Raw genomic sequence first — 21,607 nt, forward strand, 5'->3', positions numbered from 1 at the left:
CTCCAGTAGATCACGATATCTAGTCGCGCGCAATAGAATTTCGTAGTATCGTCGTCTCATGGCAAACGATGCAGAAATCGGCCGAAATGTGACGCGCCTTAGAGGTGGTGGGAGCCAGAAGGATCTCGCTGATGCGATGCGCAAAAAAGGCTTCCGATGGTCGCAGGCCACCGTATGGGCGGTCGAGAAGGGCGAAAGGCCCCTCCGACTGACCGAGGCCGACGCGCTCGGCCAGGTCTTTGGCATCCATCATCAGATGTTGCTTTCGACGGGCGATCACCTTGATCTCACGTTGCAGCTTCGCGAGTTCGGTGAACGTTTGGACGAGATCCACGAGCTTGCTTACAGTTCCTTCGCTGAACAGCGACAGCTCGCGGAGTCCATCGATCTGGTGCCCCCCGGTGAGTTGGATGAAGAAGTAACCATCGACGTCGTAAGGCGCACAGCGGTCGACGCTGCACTCGAAGGGCTGGCCCGGGCGGCGGAACATCATCGCGGACTTCTCGATGCCAACGAACTTATGGATGGTCCGGTAGCCCGATCCGCTCAGCAGTTCACCGAAGCCTTCGACACCCACGTGCGCGACCTGGTCGAAGGGCAGACCGGGCGTTTCGCGAGTGGAGATCGAGCCCACTAAGGAGCACTGATGGCATCCATCACGCAGCGAGACGACGGCGTCTGGCGCGCGCGGTATCGAGACGCGGCAGGTAAAGAACACGCCCGACACTTCGCATTGAAGCGCGACGCTCAGCGATGGCTGAACGAAGTCGCGGCAGCCGTGGTCACCGGACAGTACGTCGACCCGAAGGCCGGAAAGATCACATGGTCCGACTGGACGAGCGCGTGGATGCAACGGCAGACATGGGCCGAAGGAACGCACGAAGCGGCCACGGTTGCCGTATCCAGCGTGCCGTGGAAGAGCGGTTCGGTCGGCACCGTGAACGCCTCACACGTCCAGGCATGGATCGCGGGAGAATTGAAACGCGGGCTCGCGCCATCCACGATCAAGACGCGTCTCAACTATGTGCAGATGGCGTTCCGCGCGGCAGTCGTCGATCGCATCATTGCAACGAATCCCACAGCTGGAGTCAAGCCTCCACGCGCCCGCAAACTCGAAGCCACCATGCGGGTTCTCGGCCCCGACGAAGTCCACGCCGTTCTGGAGGCAGCTGGTGAGTTCCGAGGTTTCGTCGAAGTATGCGTTTTCGCCGGCATGCGCCTGGGCGAAGCGGCAGGCCTCCAACTCGCCGACATCAATTTTCTCGGCCGTTCAATCCGGGTGGCACGCCAGGTGCAGGGCTCCACGATCAAAGCCGCCAAGCTGGTGCCGCCTAAGTACCACTCCGAGCGGACCGTCTATGTGCCTGGTGAACTCACCGCCTCGCTTTCGGCACATGTCGCGCGGAACGCTGTAACCGACCCCGAAGAGCAACTGTTCACGACTCCGCTCGGTCGGCTCTGGAATCGCAATAACGCAGCGGGGGAGTGGCGACGCATCCGCGAAGAGGTCGGGCTTCCGGAAGACATCACATTGCACACTCTGCGGCACACGTTCGCTTCGAACCTCATCGCTTCCGGTTGCGACGTGGTCACGGTGCAGCGTGCGCTCGGCCACTCAACGCCATCGATCACGTTGAACGTCTACAGCCACCTCTGGCCATCGGCAGAGGACAAGACGAGGGCAGCGACCGCGGACTTCATGGCTCTCGCAGCGCGACCAACGGCCAGCGTGCGAGCCACATCCTAGGATTCTGCGGACTCCCTGCGGACTAAACCAGGAAAACCCCAGGTCAGAATCATGCTCTACCGGTAGTTGATGAACTGCAGATCAAGGTCGAGATCCGAGCCCTTGAGCAGCGCGATGATCGACTGAAGGTCGTCGCGGCTCTTGGACTGCACCCGCAGCTCATCACCCTGGATCTGGCTCTTCACGGACTTCGGACCCTCGTCGCGAATGATCTTGCCGATCTTCTTCGCGTTCTCCGACGAGATGCCGTCCTTGATGGTGCAGGAGATGCGGTATTCCTTGCCACTGGCGAATGGCTCACCGGTTTCAAGGCTCTTCAACGAGATGCCGCGCTTGATCAGCTTCGACTGCAGGACGTCGAGAACAGCTTTCGCCCGCTCTTCGGTGCCGGCCTTGATCAGGATCGACTCGCCACTCCACTCAACCGACGAGCCGGTGCCCTTGAAGTCGTAGCGCTGCTCGATCTCTTTACGCGCCTGGTTGACGGCGTTCTCGGCCTCCTGGTGGTCGACCTTGCTGACGATGTCAAAGGATGAATCTGCCATGTGGCCAGTGTAGCTATCCCACGCGAGGACGGCAGGAGGCGGTAGCGTGCGTGGCATGCTACCGGCACCGCACAGCTGGCGCAGTTTCGCGCGCAGTGGACGCCATTCGCCCGTGTCGTCACGGGTCTAGTGGGAGGGAAAAGAATGATCAACTCAGATGCCGCGCGCCAGCGCGATGACTTCCTGGCGAGGCTTGATGCCGAGATGCAGAGCGTCCCGCATGGCATCGCAACAGAGATCCGCGCTGGTATTGCGGAGGAGCTTGATGGTCTGGATGCCACGGCAACTGCCGGGCGCATCGAGCAGCTCGGCGACCCGGCGACCATCGCGCAGGAGGCACAAGCCGAGGTGCGGACGACCGATGCCAGCTCAGTGCACGCGAATTCAGTGCACGCGAATAAGGAACCGTTCTCGCAGAGCCGTGTCTTCGCGATCACGGCCGCACTCGTATTCGCGTTCGGCGGCTTCATCGTCCCCGTGGTGGGGTGGTTCGTAGGCGCGGTGATGGTCGCAGTCAGTGCGCGTTGGCGACGCTGGGAGAAGGTGCTCGCCATCACGTTGCCATTCGCGACAGCAGTGCTTCTCAGCGTGGTGATGTGGCTCGCGCGGTTTATGTCCGTGGACGGAGTAGCAACAGAGCGCAACCCGCTTCTCCCCACGGCATTTGACCTCTGGCATTCCGGCATCCTGCTCGTGTTTCTGCTCATCCCGATCATCGGCGGGTGGCTGCTCTGGCGGCTGCGCCGCCGCTGAGCCGGTCGGGGGCACAACTCCTCGCGTGTCCACAACGAACAAACTCGCGCCCCGCCGTACCGTGGAGACATGGCACGGGTCGGCGGTCGCAATCTGGTGATGAGTTGGATCGCGGGACTCTTTTGCGCGGGCGTCGTTGTCGGGCTCATTTGGTTGGCTGCCCCGATGGGCCCGATGCTGGTCGACTTTATGGGAGACGTGCTTCGCACGTCGCTCCCACTAGTTCATAAACCCCTAATTCTCCGCCGGTCAGGCGACACGTCGGCACGCCTGCGCGGACGTGCGCCCGCACGGCGATACCCTCACACTGCACACTTCCGACGAGAGGCGCCCCCATGAGTGACCCCGAGGTTCCCCGGTCCGAGCATCCGGCAGACGTCAACGACGTCGTCGACAGCGCGAACGCCGGCCTCGCCGAGCTGACGCCGCGCGCGCTGACGTTCCCCGTGCGACCCACTCCGCCGATGACACCAACGTCGTCGAGAGCAACGCTGGTGAGAATAACGCTGGCGACGATGCAGCTGTCGACTACAGCGCAGCTGACCCCGACCTTGCCGCCTTTGAGGACGCTGAGCGGAGCCATCCCGGCACGTTCGACACGACGCCGCGCGCCGAGTCCTCCAAGGGTGTCGACGACTCTTTTGCCAGTGACACACCCAGAAGCGACTACTTCGCGGAGCGCGGTTACGGCGCCGACGTTGCACCCGAAACGTCTGTTGCTGACACTGCGTACGCACCTCCGGCAGCCGACGACACCGAGACCAGGGTCGTCGCTTCCGAGCCGGTTGTTGCCTCTGAGCCGGTGATCGCTGCCACGCCGCAGCACCAGCCGATCTTCGTACAGGCGCCAGAGCCTCCGCGTGAGCGTAGCAACCGCGGCACAGCGGGACTCATCGGACTGCTGGCGACCGTCGTCTTCGCGATCTTGTACCTGGGCCTCGGGCTGGGCTGGAATGCACTTCAGGGCAACGTCAACGGTGAGAACATCGTTGATCAGCTGATCGCTCCGCTGACGATGTGGGGCTTCTGGGTTCCTGTCGTGGTGTTCTTCCTCAGCTTCTGGCTGCTGGGCGCGTTCATCAACCGCGGACGCTGGGGCAAGTGGGTCATCTTCGGACTCCTCGTCGGCGTGGCATCGTACGGCGGCTACATCCTCGGCCAGCTTTTCGAAGCCCCTTTCTGGCTGATCACGTCGTCCGAAGCGACCGACCTGGTCAGCGAGCAGCTGTTCGCGCCGTTCGCCATCGCAGCCTTCGTCCTCGGGCGCGAGCTGACCATCTGGTTCGGTGCATGGGTCGCCCGCAGTGGTGCCCGCAAGACCGAGCTCAACGCCGAGGCTCAGCGTGAGTACGAGCGCACGCTTGAGGCCGGCCCGACACTCTCGAGGTAATCACGAACATGTCGCCGTCTGACCCTCGCGGGCCTGCTCCCGCGGGGGTCTCGGCCGCTCTGGCGACGGTTATGGCGACCATCGGATTCTTTGCACTCGCGGTCTTTGGGCTCGGTGCGTTGAGCATCGCGACGGATGCCGAGATCATCTCGGTGGCTGGAGTCGGACAGGCGCCCGGCATCATCGGCATGATCATCGCTGTCGCAGTGTTCGCCGGCATCCTCTGGCTTGCACTGCGGATTGCGCAACCACGATTTCGCTCGGTATGGGCAATATCGATCGCTACGACCTTGGCTCATCTGCTTGCTGTTGGAGTGGGCCTCCTGTTCGCTGGCGGGGATTTCGTCACGGCGTTGGCAGTGATGGGCGGGCTGGTCACCGGAGGGGCGAGTCTTGTCATGCTCGTGGTCGCCGCGATTGCGGCATGGGCCGGGGTGGCGCTTCGACGCACGCGGGCAAAGCGTCCGCGGTGGCCGTGGGAGCGCGAGGATTCCGATGAGGCGTGACTGGCGGCGTGAAATCTGCTGCGATCACGCGGATCGCCGTACGCTGTAGACGTGGAGCGGTCGCTAGAGGCGCAGGTAGACCAGGCAGTTGAAGCCTGGTTGCGCTGGGTGCCGCGCTGGGAACCGGCAACGCACCGAGGTCGCATGGCACCGTGTCGTCGCTGTCTCGGATCTCCCATCCTGTCTGCGGTCGGCATCAGCGGGAACGTTCCGCACGGGGTGCAGCACGGACTCTCAACGCGCATCAAGACGATCGTCGATCACGCCGTTGCCGAATACACCGCACGCAACCTTCCGATGCTGCAGACGGAACTCGATCAGCAAGCGGCGCGCAATCGAGCGCGCAGCTACCGACCATCCGAAGATCTCGCGCCCGAATTCGAGGGGCTTCCGCTCGACCCCGACCCGCTGCCCGGTGCGCCGTTCCTCTTCACGATCGCTGGTCTCGCCGATGACGAGCTCGTCGAGCTGCCGCCCCTGCCGCCGCTGAGTGATGAGGCGAAGGCCGCGCTTAGGCAAGAGGTCGGCCTCGCCGACGAGTACGCGAACATGGTCGGCCGTGAAATTTGCAGCCTCCTGCTGCGGCATCGCCTCAACGTGCAAGCCGTGATCTCGCAGTACGTCGAACCGCAGATTGAGGCTCTGCTCGCGGATCTCACCGAGGCCCTCGACTCTCCGTTCGACCCCGAAGCGCCGTAGCACCTCTTCGTTTCATGCGGGAGCTGGTGTCTCACGCGGCAACCGGTGTCTCACCGACGTCAGCGGCGAGGGAAGCCTCCACCCGTGCGTTCGCTGTGAGAGCGACGCGCGTGCTTGGGCGCGCGACATCCTCAGGCTATCGTTTTTCGATAGATACCAACCGCTTATCGATAGGCAGATGATGCAACCCCGCGTAACCACCGTGCTCAAGAGTCTGATCGTCGTCATGCTCGTGCTCCTCCTGGCGAGTCAGATCCTGGTGATTCCTGAGGTGGCGCGGATCACTGCCATCCGCAACCCGGATGTTGCTCAGCTTGAGATCCCCGGAATCATCGGTGCCATCATCTTCTTGGCGCTCGTCGAAGTCACACTGGTCTGCGTGTGGCAGCTGCTCTCGTTGGTGCGCACCGAACGGATCTTCAGTGCGGATGCGTTCCGGTTCGTCGACATCATCCTCTGGACGCTTGCGAGCGCGGGGCTGCTGATCACGGTCTCCTACGCGGTTATCGTCGCTAGTCGTGCAGTGTCCCTTTCGCTCACGCTGCTCGCAGTGCTCGGCATCGTCGTCAGCGCGGCACTCGCCCTGCTCGTCGTCGTGATGCGCGGACTCTTGCGCAAGGCGCTCGAGCTCGAGCAGGACTTGTCCGAGGTCGTCTGATGCCCATCGTCATCGACCTGGATGTGCAGCTCGCGCGTAAGAAGATGAGCGTTCATGAGTTTGCGGATGCCATCGGCATCACCCCCGCGAACGTGGCTGTGCTCAAGAACGGCCGCGCCAAGGCGGTGCGGTTCACCACGCTCGAAGCAATATGCCGTGTGCTCGAATGCCAACCGGGCGACATTCTGCGCTGGATCCCAGAAGACGGATCGAGCGACGAAGGGGGATCAGCGTGAGTGCAACCGCCACCACCGCATGGGGTGAAGCCATCGCCCAGCATCTCCTCGATAGCCGCGCCTGCCCGGTCTGTGCCGGCTCAGTTCTTGAAGCCGGATGCTGTCCGCGGTGCGGCGCCGACCTCCGTGGCCCTGCGGGCAACGAGGTGTGGGATGCCTCGAATGCCGCCGCAGCCGCTCTCCGCGCGCGAAACGCACTCCTGCTGCGTGTGCCGCGGACAATTACCATGCCTCCTGCCGCGACTCCTGTTGCGGCTTCGGCGCCTCCTGCCCCAGCCTCCACTCCCCGCTCCGCCGGCAGCAGCGCCACATTGCAGTCGGTGCTCGCCATCGCCGGATCAGGCCTCTTCGCCGTCGCCGCGATTGTGTTCACCTTCCTCACGCCGACCTCGCTGACCGCGCGCTGCGCAGCGTCATCGTGGGGCTTGTCACGCTGCTCTTCCTCGGCGGATCGTGGCTGCTCGCGCGCCGCGGACTGCAGTTCTCGGCAGAAGCAGTGGGTGGCCTCGGCCTGGTTTTCGTTGGCCTGGATGTCTATGCGTTCGCGCAACTCAGCGAGATCAGCGATGCCACATGGTTGCTGACCGCTGCCGCAACCGCTGTCGCCGGCGTCATGATGCTCGCGGCGGGTCTCGCCGCGCGAATTCGGATCTGGGGCGGGGGAGCGCTGCTCGCTCTCTCGACCGTGCCGGCGATGCTCGGCTATGCGATTGGTGACGGGTTTGCGGCCGCCGTCGGACATATCGCCGCCGCATTCATCGCAGCCTGGCTCATCGAACTATTGCCGCGACTCGCACGCGCCTGATGCCCGACGGCGCAACGGGTCAGCTTGAGCCCGAACGCCGCGTGCTCGTGGCTCTGCAGGTGGTGGCCGTGCTCAGCGCAGTGCCGATTGTGCTTTTGGGTACTCCGGCGACGCCTCTTTACCTGTTCGGGATCGCTGCCGTACTCGCACTCATCGTCGCGCACGCGCTGTTCGCGACGCGCCACCTCATCAGAAGGTGGTGGAGTTATGTCGCGGGTGCTGCGGCCGTGGCATCCGTCCTTGTCGCAGTCCAGGCCGCGCAGGTCGAGGTCATAGACATCCGCTGGTGGGTGGCGACCATTCCCGCAACTGCGTCGCTGTCGTTCGCGCTGTTCTCGGTCTCTCCGCTGCCGCGCCGCGCGTCCAGGGGTGTGCTCGCGTCCGGTGCGGTCAGTGTGTTGGCGGTGATCAGCCTGATGCCGCTCGCGCTCGCCGCGCTCACGGGCATCAGTGCGGTCGAGGCATTTGTGCGCGGGGCGGGGGATCTTGGCGTGTTCGCCGATCCGTGGTCGTGGGCATTCGTGGTGGGGCTGGGTGGCATCGCCGCAGGCCTGGCGCTGTTTGGCAGGCTTGCCAATCGGCGCGCTGTCCTCGGTGCCATGGTGCTCGGCACGGACGTCGCAGCCATTCTCATAGCGAGCACCGCCGTGGTGACACTGGCGTGCCTACCCGTTCTGCCGCTGCCCGCGCGGCTCGCCATCGTTCTCGGCTCTGCAGCCGCCGTGGCCGCAGCGATGCGGTGGCTGCCGAGTGTTCGGGATGCCCGATCGGGCATCCGCACAGCACTCCAACTCGGTATCCACTTCGCGATCGGCGTCGGCATCATCGTGTCGTGGCGCGACGCACAGGTTGCACCCCTCGTCGGCATTGCGGTGGTTGCCGCGCTCGCGCTCGCCGGAGGGACGGTGTCTGCCAGCATCCGTTTTCTGCACGTCGGCGCAGGATTCGCCTACGCCCTGATCTGCATTGCGCAGGCTCTTGCACTAACCGAGCTCGGCAGTATCGCGGTGCTGTGTCTCACAACGACAGTCGGACTCCTCGGCGCGATCGCGGTCACCTTCCTCCGCCGGGTGGGCGCACGCTCGTGGTATGCCGTACTCACCGTGACCACGGTGCCATTCGCCGCCGGAATCGTGCAGGTGATCTTCGAGCGCAGCGGCTGGACGGCGCTGTCCACCGCCCTGATGTTCGCCCTCGCGCTCTCGTTGCTTCTCACGCGGCGTCCCGGGCTCAACATCATTCTGCGCACGCTTGCTGCGGGAATGCTTGTTCCGACCATCGCGGTCGTGGTGGTGTGCCTCGGCGCGCAGCTGCTGGCCGTCAGCGGATCGCCGGTGACGCTGCCGATCATCGCCGCGATTGTCGCGCTCGTGCTGCCGTCGACGACTCTCATCCGTGATGCGCTGCGTCAAAACGGCCTGCGAGCGGATGCCGCAACCGCCGCTCGCCTGGCAATTGAAGCGTCGGCACTTCTCACCGGAGCCATTGCTACCGGCCTTGCTCTCGCCCGTGATGCGGCGGGTCTCGGCACGACATTCCTCGTGCTGGTGCTTCTGGGCGTCGGCGCCGCCGCGAGTGCATTGTTCGCTCATCGTCGCTACGGCTGGTGGGTTGCCGGTGCCGCTATCACCGGTGCGCTCTGGTGCATCTGGGCCATGAACAGCGTTGATCTTCTTGAGGCGTATTTGCTGCCGCCTGCGCTGGCAGCAACGGTGGTCGCTGCCATCCTCACCGCTCGCGGGTATCGGGCGCGGGGGCTATTCGCCACAGGACTCGCAATTGCTGTGCTGCCCAGTCTTGGTTTATTGAGCCTTGGGCGAACCGATGCCAGCACCGCAGCCGACGTGCCGTGGCGTGCGCTCGCTCTTCTCGCCGCGGGCGCCGCGCTGCTTGCGCTCGGTGCCTGGCTCGGCCGGTTCCCACGCATGCAGATTCTCGTGTTGCCGACGTTCGTCGCTGCCGGACTCGCGGCCGTAGTCGGCCCAGTGCAGGGCGTACGGATCGGCGTGGGCGCCGATCTCGCTTTCGCACCCGGTGGCCTTCACGGAGCGGGACTGTTCTTCGCGTGCTTCGGTCTGGCCGCGTCGGCTGCCATCGTGATGGCGCTCGCCGCCCGCGGCATCCGCTCCACGGCATCCGATAGGGCGCGCCGATCTCGCTGGCTGTACGCGCCGGCCGTCTTCGCGCTTGCGGCCGGCACCTGGAGCGCGATCGAGCGCGACTGGGGATCGATCTGGCTGATGTGGACGCTGATGGTCGGCATTCTGGTGTTGCTCGTTGTCGCGGCGATCCGCGCGCAGCGCACCACGCTGCCGCCGGTGTGGTTCCTGTTTGCAATCGCGTTCGTGACGGCGGTGGTTGCCTGGTCCCCGCGTGACCTCCGAGTCGAATGGTTCTCGCTTCCGTTGGGTGGATTCCTCCTTGTGGCCGGCATCGCGGGGATGCGTCAGGCGAAGGTGGGGGAGTCAGATACCCGCTCTCTCAGCAACTGGCCTATGAATCACCGGAGCTCGTGGGCGTGGCTCGCCCCCGGTCTCGTCACGATGATGAGCGCGTCGATTGTCTCCACGTTCACTGACCCGCTCACGTGGCGCGCGATCCTCGTCATGGTGCTCGCGCTCGCCGCGATCATGGTCGGCGCTGGCCGCAAGCTGGCCGCGCCCTTCCTGCTCGGGATGCTGGTGCTGCCGATCGAGAACGTGTTCGTGTTCGCTGTGCAGATCGGCCGCGGTGTCGAATCAATGCCATGGTGGATCACCCTCGCCGTGATCGGCGCGGTGCTCCTCATCATCGCCGTCACTTACGAGCGACGCACGGGGCAGGCTGATACCGTGGCCGCGCGGGTGCGAGATCTGCGCTGAGCCCTGCGCCATTTGACCGACAGGTACGCAGCATTACACTTGATCAGGTGTGTGCACGTCTTGACGTGTGCGCTGGGCGCCGGTCCATATCGGTTTGCCCCCACGGCATACCCATCACACCAAAAGCTCGGCGATTCCGTCGTGCCGGTGGGTTTGATGTGAAACCCATCACGCTGTCACCGTGCAGCACTATGAGGAGAGAACGTGCCAACCATTCAGCAGTTGGTTCGCAAGGGTCGCTCGCCCAAGGTCACTAAGACCAAGGCGCCGGCGCTCAAGTCGAACCCGCAGCAGGCCGGGGTATGCACCCGCGTCTACACCACTACGCCGAAGAAGCCGAACTCGGCGATGCGCAAGGTCGCTCGTGTGAAGCTCCGCAACGGCGCCGAGGTCACCGCCTACATTCCGGGTGAGGGCCACAACCTGCAGGAGCACTCTTTGGTGCTCGTCCGCGGCGGTCGTGTCAAAGACCTCCCCGGTGTGCGTTACAAGATCGTCCGTGGCGCCCTGGACACCCAGGCAGTCAAGAACCGTAAGCAGGCTCGTTCCCGCTACGGCGCAAAGAAGGGTTGAGTTAGATGCCTCGTAAGGGTCCCGCCCCGAAGCGCCCCGTAGTCAACGACCCGGTATACGGTGCTCCGATTGTCACCTCGCTGGTGAACAAGATTCTGGTTGACGGCAAGAAGTCGCTGGCTGAGTCGATCGTCTATGGTGCCCTCCGCGGCGTCGAGGCGAAGAACAGCCAGGATGCTGTCGCCACTCTCAAGAAGGCGCTCGACAACGTGCGCCCCACCCTTGAGGTTCGTAGCCGCCGCGTTGGTGGCTCGACCTACCAGGTGCCGGTTGAAGTCAAGCCGCACCGCGCGAACACGCTGGCACTGCGCTGGCTTGTCAGCTACGCCAAGGGTCGTCGTGAAAAGACGATGACCGAGCGTCTCCAGAACGAGATTCTGGACGCCTCGAACGGCCTGGGTGCCGCGGTCAAGCGCCGTGAAGACACTCACAAGATGGCCGAGTCGAACCGCGCGTTCGCTCACTACCGCTGGTAACAGCTCTGCACGCTCAGGAGTGCTTGTCGTTCCTGAGCGTGCACCTCTCACCTCGTTGCTCCGCGACATCACGAAGATAAGGACACTCCCGTGGCACAAGACGTGCTCACCGACCTGAGCAAGGTCCGCAACATCGGCATCATGGCGCACATCGATGCTGGCAAGACCACCACCACCGAGCGCATCCTGTTCTACACGGGCGTCAACCGCAAGCTGGGCGAGACGCACGATGGTGCCTCGACCACCGACTGGATGGAGCAGGAGAAAGAGCGCGGCATCACGATCACGTCTGCCGCCGTGACCTGCTTCTGGGATAACAACCAGATCAACATCATCGACACCCCCGGTCACGTGGACTTCACCGTCGAGGTAGAGCGCTCGCTGCGCGTCCTCGATGCGCCGTCGCCGTCTTCGACGGTAAGGAGGGCGTCGAGCCCCAGTCCGAGACCGTGTGGCGTCAGGCTGACAAGTACAACGTTCCGCGTATCTGCTTCGTCAACAAGATGGACAAGCTCGGCGCTGACTTCTACTACACAGTCGATACCATCGTCAACCGCCTCGGCGCACGACCGCTCGTTATTCAGCTGCCTATCGGCGCTGAGAGTGAGTTCGTCGGCGTCATCGACCTCGTCGAGATGCGTGCACTCGTCTGGGAGGGTGACTCCAAGGGTGACGTGACCATGGGTGCCTCGTACGAGGTCCAGGAGATCCCGGCCGACCTCAAGGAGAAGGCTGACGAGTACCGCCAGCGTCTGCTCGAGACTGTCGCTGAGACTGACGACGCGCTGCTCGAGAAGTTCTTCGGCGGCGAAGAGCTCACTGTCGCCGAGATCAAGGGTGCGATCCGCAAGATGGTCGTCGCGTCCGAGATCTACCCGGTGCTCTGCGGCTCCGCGTTCAGAACCGCGGCGTGCAGCCGATGCTTGACGCCGTTGTCGACTATCTGCCGAACCCCCTCGACGTCGGTGCCATTCAGGCGCATGACCCGAAGGACTACGACACGATCATCGAGCGTCACCCCGACGCCAACGACCCGTTCTCGGCTCTCGCATTCAAGGTTGCTGTGCACCCGTTCTTCGGTCGCCTCACCTACATTCGGGTGTACTCCGGTCACCTCGACTCTGGCTCTGCGGTCACCAACTCGACCAAGGGCAAGAAGGAGCGCATCGGGAAGATCTTCCAGATGCACGCCAACAAGGAGAACCCGGTCAACGCTGTTACGGCTGGCAACATTTACGCAGTTATCGGCTTGAAGGACACCACCACCGGTGACACCCTCGCCGACATCGCGAAGCCTGTTGTTCTCGAGTCGATGACGTTCCCCGACCCGGTTATCGAGGTCGCCATCGAGCCGAAGACCAAGGCCGACCAGGAGAAGCTGGGTGTCGCCATCCAGAAGCTTGCTGAGGAAGACCCGACGTTCCGCACTGAGCTCAACCCCGAGACTGGTCAGACGACCATCAAGGGCATGGGCGAATTGCACCTGGACATCCTCGTTGATCGCATGAAGCGCGAGTTCAACGTCGAGGCCAACGTCGGAAAGCCCCAGGTCGCGTACCGCGAGACGATCAAGAAGACCGTCGAGAAGCACGACTACACGCACAAGAAGCAGACCGGTGGTTCTGGTCAGTTCGCGAAGATCCAGTTCAACATCGAGCCTCTTGCGCTGGATGCTGACAAGACCTACGAGTTCGTGAACTCGGTCACCGGTGGTCGCATCCCGCGTGAGTACATCGGATCGATCGATGCTGGTTTCCAGGATGCGATGAACGTCGGCGTGCTTGCCGGATTCCCGATCGTGGGCGTCAAGGCGACCCTCGTCGATGGTGCTGCGCACGATGTCGACTCTTCGGAGATGGCGTTCAAGATCGCCGGCTCCATGGGCTTCAAGGAAGCTCTCCGCCGGGCGAACCCCGTGCTTCTCGAGCCGCTTATGGCTGTTGAAGTTCGTACTCCTGAGGAGTACATGGGCGATGTCATCGGTGACCTGAACTCGCGTCGTGGTCAGATCCAGTCGATGGAAGACGCCGCAGGCGTCAAGGTCGTTCGTGCACACGTCCCGCTGTCCGAGATGTTCGGTTACATCGGTGACTTGCGCTCGAAGACCTCGGGTCGCGCGGTGTACTCGATGGAGTTCGACAGCTACGCGGAAGTTCCTCGCGCAGTTGCCGACGAGATCGTGCAAAAAGCCAAGGGCGAATAAGCCCTTCGTCCGGGGAGGTCGAGAGGCCTCCCCGGAGAACACACAACTTCACAAAGCTCTCTCTACTAAACTGAGAATCAAACCCCGTAGCGAACCGGTCACAATCCAGTGCCCGGCAATCTCTACACGAACGTCCTGAGGAGGACCCAGTGGCCAAGGCCAAGTTCGAGCGGACCAAGCCGCACGTCAACATCGGAACCATCGGTCACGTTGACCACGGCAAGACGACGCTGTCCGCAGCCATTTCCAAGGTGCTTGCTGACAAGTACCCGTCGTCCACCAACGTGCAGCGCGACTTCGCTACCATCGACTCGGCGCCGGAAGAGCGCCAGCGTGGTATCACGATTAACATCTCGCACATTGAGTACGAGACCCCCAAGCGCCACTACGCGCACGTTGACGCTCCCGGCCACGCCGACTACGTCAAGAACATGATCACCGGTGCTGCTCAGATGGACGGCGCGATCCTCGTGGTTGCCGCTACCGACGGCCCGATGGCTCAGACCCGTGAGCACGTTCTGCTCGCCAAGCAGGTCGGCGTGCCGTACCTGCTCGTCGCGCTGAACAAGAGCGACATGGTTGACGACGAAGAGATCCTTGAGCTCGTTGAGCTCGAGGTTCGCGAGCTGCTCGCGGCCCAGGGCTTCGACGAGGACGCTCCTGTCATTCAGGTCTCGGCGCTCAAGGCGCTCGAGGGCGAAGAGAAGTGGGTCAACAAGATCCTCGAGCTCATGCAGGCTGTCGACGACAGCGTTCCTGAGCCGGAGCGTGACCGTGACAAGCCGTTCCTGATGCCCGTTGAGGACGTCTTCACGATCACCGGTCGTGGAACCGTTGTCACCGGCCGCGCCGAGCGTGGAACCCTCAAGATCAACTCTGAGGTCGAGATCGTCGGCATCCGCCCGACGCAGAAGACCACGGTCACGGGTATTGAGATGTTCCACAAGCAGCTCGACGAGGCATGGGCCGGCGAGAACTGTGGTCTGCTGCTTCGCGGTCTGAAGCGTGAAGACGTTGAGCGTGGCCAGGTTGTTGTTCAGCCGGGTTCGGTTACCCCGCACACGAACTTCGACGGCACCGCGTACATCCTTTCCAAGGAAGAGGGCGGCCGTCACAACCCGTTCTACACGAACTACCGCCCGCAGTTCTACTTCCGCACCACCGACGTCACCGGCGTCATCACGTTGCCTGAGGGCACCGAGATGGTCATGCCTGGCGACACCACCGACATGTCGGTCGAGCTGATTCAGCCGATCGCCATGGAAGACGGCCTCGGCTTCGCCATCCGTGAGGGTGGACGCACCGTGGGCGCTGGTACGGTCACGAAGATCAACAAGTAAGCATCTGCTTCCTCGCAAAGGGGTCGGGCCTTCGGGCCCGGCCCCTTTGTCGTTGTCTCGGCTCTTCCGCTGGGACGCATTGCCATGCAGAATAAGACTGGCCGGCGGCACCTGCCAGCATGATGACCTTCTGAAGGGGGACCCGCATGGGTATCGACGACATTGTCAACCAGGGCAAAAACGCTTTCGAGCAGAACAAAGACAAGATCGAAGAGATTGTGAAGAGTGAGCAGGCAGAGGATGTCAGCGACAAGGTGCTTGATGGCATCGCTGATTTTGCCAAGAAGGTCGCCCCGGGAGCTGCCGCGCAGATCGACGACGTGCGCAACGCCGCCGACAAGGCTGTTGGCAACGAATAGATAGTTCTTCGAAAGAGGCGACGCACTTCGGGTGCATCGCCTCTTTTCATGTTTCAGCCGCGGGTGCTCGATTCTCGGCCGTCATGGTTTACCATGAGTTAGCCGCCTGGGGATCTCGCGGCCGGGTTCGTCGAAGGGGTTCGACGAACTGCACTGCACGGCTGGGGCCGTGCCGGACACTGGGGAACGATTTGGGGATCATCGTGCGTCGCGCGCACTCTGTGCGCCCGCGCCTCACCCCGCCGCAACGGCGGGCGTTTCACTGTGCCTTAGACGAGGACCCGAGCGTCCCTTCACGCTCGGGTTCTTGTGTTCGGTGTGCCCCCTCGCACTGAACACTTCCCCAAGATGGGACGAGGCATGGGGATGCCTCGTCCCATCGCCCACCCGTGGAACGAGGTCGGAAGCCGTCTCGCACGGACCGCGACACGCCCGGGTTTGCGTAAGTCAAATCAGGCATGGCAGAATAGATAAGTTCCACATTCCGGCGGTGCGTTCTATGCGCCCATCGGATCACTACCAGGGCAGTGCATAGGCGGCGCTAACGCGCAGAGTTCTAGGCCGCGGGTAGCAGGACAAGCCCCGATATCTCGTTGCGACGTTTCGTCGTGCGTGAGTGGGCTGATAGAAGAACAGTGGTGCAGTGCGTCCAATGCCCCTGGGTCACCTGATCCAGGACGGTACGACGCTTATAGAGAGATGAGCAGACAATGGCGGGACAGAAGATCCGCATTCGCCTGAAGTCGTATGACCATGAGGTCATCGACTCGTCGGCACGTAAAATTGTCGACACCGTGACCCGTGCAGGCGCGACTGTCGTCGGCCCTGTACCGCTTCCGACCGAAAAGAACGTCGTGTGCGTCATTCGGTCGCCGCACAAGTACAAGGACAGCCGTGAGCACTTCGAGATGCGCACGCACAAGCGTCTGATCGACATCGTCGACCCGACGCCCAAGGCCGTCGATTCGCTGATGCGCCTCGACCTCCCGGCTGACGTCAACATCGAGATCAAGCTGTAAGGATCGACATGGCTGACATCAACGCAAAAATTTCCAAGGGAATGCTGGGCACCAAGCTCGGCATGACCCAGGTGTGGGACGCGGATGGCAAGTTCGTCCCCGTCACCGTCATCGAGCTGGCACCGAACGTGGTCACTCAGATCCGCACGCCCGAGAAGGACGGCTACAACGCTGTTCAGATCGCGGCTGGCCAGATCGACCCGCGCAAGGTCAACAAGCCCCTCACCGCTCACTTCGAGGCTGCCGGTGTTACGCCGCGCCGCCACGTGACCGAGATTCGCACTGCGGATGCTGCTGACTACTCGCTTGGTCAGGAGCTCACGGTCGACGGTCTGTTCGAAGCGGGCCAGCTGGTCGACGTCGTCGGCACCAGCAAGGGCAAGGGCACCGCGGGTGTCATGAAGCGCCACAACTTCAAGGGCGTTTCTGCATCGCACGGTTCTCACCGCAACCACCGCAAGCCCGGCTCCATCGGCGCATCGTCGACTCCGAGCCGCGTCTTCAAGGGCATGCGCATGGCCGGCCGTATGGGTGGCGAGCGCGTGACCGTCCTCAACCTGACGGTGCACGGCATCGACACCGAGAAGGGTCTGCTGCTCGTCAAGGGCGCCGTCCCCGGTGCTCGTGGCCGTCTCGTCTACGTCCGCAACGCTGTGAAGGGGGCCTAGTCCATGGCTGACTCGACTCTCGCGCTTGACGTACTCAAGGCCGACGGCAAGAAGGCTGGCTCTATCGAGCTGCCCGCCGCGCTCTTCGACGCCAAGACGAACATTCCGCTCATCCACCAGGTCGTCGTCGCGCAGCTCGCGGCGGCTCGCCAGGGAACGCACTCGACCAAGCGTCGTGGCGAGGTTTCTGGTGCTGGCCGCAAGCCCTTCAAGCAGAAGGGCACGGGTAACGCCCGTCAGGGCTCGATCCGCGCGCCGCACATGACCGGCGGTGGCATCGTCCACGGCCCGAAGCCCCGTGACTACTCGCAGCGCACCCCGAAGAAGATGATTGCCGCCGCCCTCCTGGGTGCGCTCAGCGATCGCTTCCGCGGTGACCGCGTGTTTGCTATCGAGTCGTTCGGAATCGACGGCGCACCTTCGACGAAGACAGCAGCGAAGTTCCTCGCGACTGTCGCCACGTCGAAGCACGTCCTCGTCGTGACCGACCGTAACGACGAACTGACCGTGAAGAGCATTCGGAACCTTTCGAACCTCCACGTGCTCAGCTTCGACCAGCTCAACGCCTACGACGTGCTCGTTTCTGACGACATCGTCTTCACCAAGGCTGCACTCGAGGGCTTCATTGCCTCGAAGACCGCCAAAACCGAGGAGGTCTCGGCATGACCGAGCAGTCAAGCGCCCTCCAGTCGGCGTTCAACAAGGACCCCCGCGACATCATCCTGAAGCCGGTCGTCTCTGAGAAGAGCTACTCGCTGATCGACGAAGGAAAGTACACCTTCCTCGTTGACCCGCGTGCTACGAAGACCGAGATCAAGCTCGCTATCGAGAAGGTCTTCGGCGTCAAGGTTGCTGGGGTCAACACCATCAACCGCGTCGGCAAGACCCGTCGCACCCGCTTCGGCACGGGAAAGCGCAAGGACACCAAGCGCGCCATCGTGACTCTGAAGTCGGGCACCATCGACATCTTCACGGCAATCGGCTGACCCGGGAGATAAAGGACAATCATGGCTATTCGCAAGTACAAGCCCACGACCCCGGGTCGCCGAGGCTCGTCGGTGGCTGACTTCGCCGAGATCACTCGATCGACGCCGGAGAAGTCGCTGCTGCGCCCGCTTTCCAAGACCGGTGGTCGCAACAACCAGGGTCGCATCACGACCCGTCACATCGGTGGTGGCCACAAGCGCCAGTACCGTGTCATCGACTTCCGTCGCAATGACAAGGACGGCGTCAACGCCAAGGTCGCTCACATCGAGTACGACCCCAACCGCACCGCACGCATCGCACTGCTGCACTACTTCGACGGCGAAAAGCGTTACATCATCGCCCCGAACAAGCTGAACCAGGGCGACATCGTCGAGTCGGGTGCCGGCGCTGACATCAAGCCCGGCAACAACCTGCCCCTCAAGAACATCCCGACTGGAACGGTGATCCACGCGATCGAACTCCGTCCCGGTGGCGGTGCGAAGATGGCTCGTTCTGCTGGTGCATCCGTTCGTCTGGTCGCCAAGGAGGGCATCTACGCGCAGCTTCGTCTGCCGTCGGGTGAAATCCGCAACGTCGACGCACGCTGCCGCGCCACGATCGGCGAGGTCGGCAACGCCGAGCAGTCGAACATCAACTGGGGCAAGGCTGGCCGCAACCGCTGGAAGGGCATCCGCCCGACCGTCCGTGGTGTCGCCATGAACCCGGTTGACCACCCGCACGGTGGTGGTGAGGGTAAGACCTCTGGTGGTCGTCACCCTGTTTCCCCCTGGGGCCAGGCAGAGGGTCGTACCCGTCACGCCAACAAGGAAAGCGACAAGTACATCGTTCGTCGTCGCACCGCGTCTAAGAAGCGTAAGTAGGAGTAGAAGAAGATGCCACGGAGTCTCAAGAAGGGCCCCTTCGTCGACGATCACCTGCTTCGCAAGGTTGTCGTGCAGAACGAAGCTGGTTCCAAGAACGTCATCAAGACCTGGTCTCGCCGGTCCATGATCGTCCCAGCCATGCTGGGTCACACGATCGCGGTCCACGACGGTCGCAAGCACATTCCTGTGTTTGTTACCGAAGCCATGGTCGGCCACAAGCTGGGCGAGTTTGCGCCCACCCGCACCTTCCGCGGCCACGAGAAGGACGACAAGAAGGGCCGTCGCCGCTAACGCGGGGACGATAGAGGAGAGAGAAATGGTGGAGTCCATCGCACGCGTGCGACACATCCGCGTGACCCCTCAGAAGGCTCGTCGTGTCGTCGCGCTCATCAAGGGCAAGCAGGCCCAGGAGGCTCTTGCGATCCTGAAGTTCGCAGCACAGAGCGCCAGTGAGCCGATCTACAAGCTTGTTGCTTCGGCCATGGCCAACGCACAGGTCAAGGCAGATCGCGACGGCGAGTACCTCGACGAGCAGGACCTGTACGTGGCTAACGCCTACGTTGACGAGGGCACGACGCTCAAGCGTTTCCGCCCCCGTGCTCAGGGTCGCGCTTCCAGATCAAGAAGCGCACGAGCCACATCACGGTCGTGCTCTCGACGCCTGAAGCTGCCGACGCAGCTGAGGGCGAAAGCAAGAAGAAGGCGAGCAAGTAATGGGACAGAAGGTAAACCCCTACGGCTTCCGCCTCGGAATCACCACGGACCACGTGTCTCGTTGGTTCTCGGACTCAACGAAGCCGGGCCAGCGTTACGCAGATTACGTGGCCGAGGACATCAAGATCCGTAACCTGCTGAAGACGCAGCTCGACCGCGCCGGTGTCTCGAACATCGAGATCGAGCGCACCCGTGACCGCGTCCGCGTCGACATTCACACTGCCCGTCCGGGCATCGTGATCGGTCGTCGTGGAGCCGAGGCCGAGCGTATTCGCGGCGACCTCGAGAAGCTCTCGGGCAAGCAGATCCAGCTGAACATCCTCGAGGTCAAGAACCCCGAGGCTGACGCTCAGCTCGTTGCACAGGGTATCGCCGAGCAGCTCACTGCTCGTGTCGCTTTCCGCCGTGCGATGCGCAAGGGCCTCCAGGGCGCGCAGCGCGCTGGAGCCAAGGGCATCCGCATCCAGGTCTCCGGCCGCCTCGGCGGCGCCGAGATGAGCCGTTCGGAGTTCTACCGCGAGGGTCGTGTGCCACTGCACACGCTTCGTGCGAACATCGACTACGGCTTCTACGAGGCAAAGACCACCTTCGGCCGCATTGGTGTGAAGGTCTGGATCTACAAGGGTGACCTCACCGCCAAGGAGCTTGCTCGCGAGCAGGCTAACGCGCCGAAGTCTCGCGGTCGTGACGACCGTGGTGGCGACCGTCGTCGTGCCCCGCGTAACGAGGCACCTGTTGCAGAAGGAGCGTCGGCATAATGCTCATCCCGCGTAAGGTCAAGTTCCGCAAGCAGCACCACCCCGGTCGCAGCGGCCAGGCTACCGGTGGCACGAAGGTTTCCTTCGGCGAGTACGGCATCCAGGCGCTTACCCCCGCTTACGTGACGAACCGTCAGATCGAGTCCGCTCGTATCGCGATGACCCGTCACATCAAGCGTGGTGGAAAGGTGTGGATCAACATCTACCCTGACCGTCCGCTCACGAAGAAGCCTGCGGAAACCCGCATGGGTTCCGGTAAGGGTTCGCCCGAGTGGTGGGTCGCAAACGTCAAGCCGGGTCGCGTCCTCTTCGAGGTCGCCGGCGTGAGTGAGGAACTCGCTCGCGAGGCACTCAACCGGGCAATTCACAAGCTGCCTCTCAAGGCACGCATCATCAAGCGCGAGGAGGGCGACGCGTAATGGCGATCGGCACCAAAGAGCTCGCTCCGGCAGAGCTCGATACGTTCGAAGACCAGCGCCTCGTCGAGGAGCTGCGTAAGGCCAAGGAGGAGCTGTTCAACCTCCGTTTCCAGTCGGCCACCGGCCAGCTGGAAAGTCACGGCCGCATTCGCGCCGTCAAGCGCGACATCGCGCGCCTGTACACCGTGATCCGTGAGCGCGAGCTGGGCATCCGTGCGACGCCTGCTGCGGCCCCGGCCCCGGCCAAGAAGGCGTCCAAGTCAAAGGCGAAGAAGTCCGAGGATGCCTCGGCTGACGCCGAAGGGAAGGCTGAGTAATGGCCACCAAGAAGGAAGCGGAAGCGACCGTCGAGACTGTCTCGCACGATGTGCGTGACGAGACGCCCGTGGTTACCGCAAGACGCAACGCGGCTACGTCGTCAGCGACAAGATGGACAAGACCATCGTCGTTGAGGTCGAAGATCGCGTGAAGCACCCCCTGTACGGCAAGGTCATCCGCCGTACAGAGAAGCGCAAGGTGCACGACGAGACCAACTCGGCGGGCATCGGCGACCTCGTAGTCATCAGCGAGACCCGTCCGCTCAGCGCTACCAAGCGCTGGCGTCTGGTCGAGATCGTCGAGAAGGCCAAGTAAGCCTCCGGCTTACTTAAGGAGCAATAGTGATTCAGCAGGAATCCCGCGTCAAGGTCGCCGACAATACCGGCGCGAAGGAACTACTCACGATCCGTGTTCTCGGTGGCTCACGCCGCCGGTACGCAGGTCTGGGCGACACCATCGTGGCTACGGTTAAGGACGCGATCCCGGGCGGCAACGTCAAGAAGGGCGACGTCGTAAAGGCGGTCATCGTCCGCACCAAGAAGGAAGTCCGTCGTCCGGACGGCTCCTACATCAAGTTCGACGAGAACGCAGCGGTCATCCTGAAGACCGACGGGGAGCCTCGCGGCACCCGCATCTTCGGGCCGGTCGGTCGTGAGCTTCGTGACAAGAAGTTCATGAAGATCGTCTCGCTCGCGCCGGAGGTTATTTGA

General features: G+C 63.0%; 26 protein-coding genes and 3 pseudogenes. 27 read left to right on the top strand and 2 right to left on the bottom strand.

What is annotated here, in order from left to right; genetic code table 11:
* Positions 1-19: 19 nt before the first annotated feature.
* Entirely contained in the window at positions 20-634 is a 615-nt protein-coding gene (locus tag DC31_RS00975) for a hypothetical protein (RefSeq protein WP_036275927.1), read from the bottom strand.
* A gap of 12 nt (positions 635-646) precedes the next feature.
* Here DC31_RS00975 and DC31_RS00980 point away from each other — a divergent pair, with 12 nt between their 5' ends.
* Entirely contained in the window at positions 647-1,747 is a 1,101-nt protein-coding gene (locus DC31_RS00980) for a tyrosine-type recombinase/integrase (protein ID WP_036275930.1), read from the top strand.
* Between the two features lie 56 nt (positions 1,748-1,803).
* Here DC31_RS00980 and DC31_RS00985 read toward each other — a convergent pair whose 3' ends face one another.
* A complete protein-coding gene (locus tag DC31_RS00985) occupies positions 1,804-2,292 on the bottom strand; it encodes a YajQ family cyclic di-GMP-binding protein (RefSeq protein ID WP_036275932.1) in 489 nt (162 codons plus the stop codon).
* A 144-nt stretch (positions 2,293-2,436) separates the two neighbouring features.
* Here DC31_RS00985 and DC31_RS00990 point away from each other — a divergent pair, with 144 nt between their 5' ends.
* The 26 genes and pseudogenes from DC31_RS00990 (at position 2,437) to rplN (ending at position 21,607) form a co-directional block, all read left to right on the top strand.
* Positions 2,437-3,045 (top strand): hypothetical protein, encoded by a 609-nt coding sequence (locus DC31_RS00990; protein ID WP_036275935.1) that lies wholly within the window; start codon positions 2,437-2,439, stop codon positions 3,043-3,045.
* Between the two features lie 335 nt (positions 3,046-3,380).
* Positions 3,381-3,851, top strand: coding sequence for a hypothetical protein (locus DC31_RS17960; RefSeq protein ID WP_152545301.1), 471 nt, complete (start codon positions 3,381-3,383; stop codon positions 3,849-3,851).
* A complete protein-coding gene (locus DC31_RS17965; RefSeq protein WP_152545302.1) occupies positions 3,848-4,435 on the top strand; it encodes a hypothetical protein in 588 nt (195 codons plus the stop codon). Before DC31_RS17960 ends, DC31_RS17965 begins: the two co-directional genes overlap by 4 nt.
* Before the next feature lie 8 nt (positions 4,436-4,443).
* The gene (locus DC31_RS01000; protein ID WP_036275937.1) at positions 4,444-4,941 is read left to right on the top strand and encodes a hypothetical protein; all 498 of its coding nucleotides are present in this window, start codon (positions 4,444-4,446) and stop codon (positions 4,939-4,941) included.
* Between the two features lie 51 nt (positions 4,942-4,992).
* Positions 4,993-5,640, top strand: a complete 648-nt coding sequence (locus DC31_RS01005; RefSeq protein ID WP_036275939.1) for a hypothetical protein — start codon at positions 4,993-4,995, stop codon at positions 5,638-5,640.
* A 178-nt stretch (positions 5,641-5,818) separates the two neighbouring features.
* Positions 5,819-6,298 (top strand): DUF2975 domain-containing protein, encoded by a 480-nt coding sequence (locus DC31_RS01010; protein WP_036275940.1) that lies wholly within the window; start codon positions 5,819-5,821, stop codon positions 6,296-6,298.
* Positions 6,298-6,534, top strand: a complete 237-nt coding sequence (locus DC31_RS01015) for a helix-turn-helix domain-containing protein (protein WP_036275941.1) — start codon at positions 6,298-6,300, stop codon at positions 6,532-6,534. The genes DC31_RS01010 and DC31_RS01015 overlap by 1 nt, the downstream gene beginning before the upstream one ends.
* 418 nt (positions 6,535-6,952) lie before the next feature.
* Positions 6,953-7,339 carry a hypothetical protein gene (locus DC31_RS01020; protein WP_036275944.1) on the top strand — a complete coding sequence of 129 codons (387 nt, stop codon included), beginning with the start codon at positions 6,953-6,955 and terminating at the stop codon, positions 7,337-7,339.
* Positions 7,339-10,200: an SCO7613 C-terminal domain-containing membrane protein gene (locus DC31_RS01025; protein ID WP_036275946.1), complete on the top strand. Its 2,862-nt coding sequence runs from the start codon at positions 7,339-7,341 to the stop codon at positions 10,198-10,200. The genes DC31_RS01020 and DC31_RS01025 overlap by 1 nt, the downstream gene beginning before the upstream one ends.
* Before the next feature lie 204 nt (positions 10,201-10,404).
* Positions 10,405-10,773, top strand: coding sequence for a 30S ribosomal protein S12 (gene rpsL, locus DC31_RS01030; protein ID WP_033106047.1), 369 nt, complete (start codon positions 10,405-10,407; stop codon positions 10,771-10,773).
* Positions 10,774-10,778: 5 nt separating this feature from the next.
* Entirely contained in the window at positions 10,779-11,249 is a 471-nt protein-coding gene (gene rpsG, locus DC31_RS01035) for a 30S ribosomal protein S7 (RefSeq protein WP_033106048.1), read from the top strand.
* A gap of 90 nt (positions 11,250-11,339) precedes the next feature.
* Positions 11,340-13,452: pseudogene (gene fusA / locus DC31_RS01040) on the top strand (elongation factor G).
* A 149-nt stretch (positions 13,453-13,601) separates the two neighbouring features.
* Positions 13,602-14,792, top strand: a complete 1,191-nt coding sequence (gene tuf, locus DC31_RS01045; protein ID WP_036275952.1) for an elongation factor Tu — start codon at positions 13,602-13,604, stop codon at positions 14,790-14,792.
* A gap of 146 nt (positions 14,793-14,938) precedes the next feature.
* A complete protein-coding gene (locus DC31_RS01050) occupies positions 14,939-15,151 on the top strand; it encodes a hypothetical protein (protein ID WP_036275954.1) in 213 nt (70 codons plus the stop codon).
* 710 nt (positions 15,152-15,861) lie between these two features.
* The gene (gene rpsJ / locus DC31_RS01055) at positions 15,862-16,170 is read left to right on the top strand and encodes a 30S ribosomal protein S10 (RefSeq protein WP_030147986.1); all 309 of its coding nucleotides are present in this window, start codon (positions 15,862-15,864) and stop codon (positions 16,168-16,170) included.
* 8 nt (positions 16,171-16,178) lie between these two features.
* Positions 16,179-16,838: a 50S ribosomal protein L3 gene (gene rplC, locus DC31_RS01060; protein ID WP_036275957.1), complete on the top strand. Its 660-nt coding sequence runs from the start codon at positions 16,179-16,181 to the stop codon at positions 16,836-16,838.
* Between the two features lie 3 nt (positions 16,839-16,841).
* The gene (gene rplD, locus DC31_RS01065) at positions 16,842-17,504 is read left to right on the top strand and encodes a 50S ribosomal protein L4 (RefSeq protein WP_036275958.1); all 663 of its coding nucleotides are present in this window, start codon (positions 16,842-16,844) and stop codon (positions 17,502-17,504) included.
* Complete coding sequence (gene rplW / locus DC31_RS01070; RefSeq protein WP_036275961.1) at positions 17,501-17,824, top strand: 50S ribosomal protein L23; 324 nt, start codon at positions 17,501-17,503, stop codon at positions 17,822-17,824. The genes rplD and rplW overlap by 4 nt, the downstream gene beginning before the upstream one ends.
* 21 nt (positions 17,825-17,845) lie before the next feature.
* The gene (rplB, locus tag DC31_RS01075) at positions 17,846-18,685 is read left to right on the top strand and encodes a 50S ribosomal protein L2 (protein ID WP_036275962.1); all 840 of its coding nucleotides are present in this window, start codon (positions 17,846-17,848) and stop codon (positions 18,683-18,685) included.
* A 12-nt stretch (positions 18,686-18,697) separates the two neighbouring features.
* Positions 18,698-18,979, top strand: coding sequence for a 30S ribosomal protein S19 (gene rpsS, locus DC31_RS01080; protein ID WP_036275966.1), 282 nt, complete (start codon positions 18,698-18,700; stop codon positions 18,977-18,979).
* A 25-nt stretch (positions 18,980-19,004) separates the two neighbouring features.
* A pseudogene (rplV, locus tag DC31_RS01085) lies at positions 19,005-19,402 on the top strand (50S ribosomal protein L22).
* Positions 19,402-20,160, top strand: coding sequence for a 30S ribosomal protein S3 (gene rpsC, locus DC31_RS01090; protein WP_036275970.1), 759 nt, complete (start codon positions 19,402-19,404; stop codon positions 20,158-20,160). Before rplV ends, rpsC begins: the two are co-directional and overlap by 1 nt.
* The gene (rplP, locus tag DC31_RS01095; protein ID WP_036275972.1) at positions 20,160-20,579 is read left to right on the top strand and encodes a 50S ribosomal protein L16; all 420 of its coding nucleotides are present in this window, start codon (positions 20,160-20,162) and stop codon (positions 20,577-20,579) included. Before rpsC ends, rplP begins: the two co-directional genes overlap by 1 nt.
* Positions 20,579-20,896: a 50S ribosomal protein L29 gene (rpmC, locus tag DC31_RS18910; RefSeq protein ID WP_036275974.1), complete on the top strand. Its 318-nt coding sequence runs from the start codon at positions 20,579-20,581 to the stop codon at positions 20,894-20,896. The genes rplP and rpmC overlap by 1 nt, the downstream gene beginning before the upstream one ends.
* Positions 20,896-21,212, top strand: a pseudogene (gene rpsQ, locus DC31_RS20070) (30S ribosomal protein S17). Before rpmC ends, rpsQ begins: the two are co-directional and overlap by 1 nt.
* 26 nt (positions 21,213-21,238) lie before the next feature.
* Positions 21,239-21,607: a 50S ribosomal protein L14 gene (gene rplN / locus DC31_RS01110; RefSeq protein WP_036275976.1), complete on the top strand. Its 369-nt coding sequence runs from the start codon at positions 21,239-21,241 to the stop codon at positions 21,605-21,607.

The sequence above is a fragment of the Microbacterium sp. CH12i genome, assembly GCF_000685355.1.
Classification (GTDB): domain Bacteria; phylum Actinomycetota; class Actinomycetes; order Actinomycetales; family Microbacteriaceae; genus Microbacterium.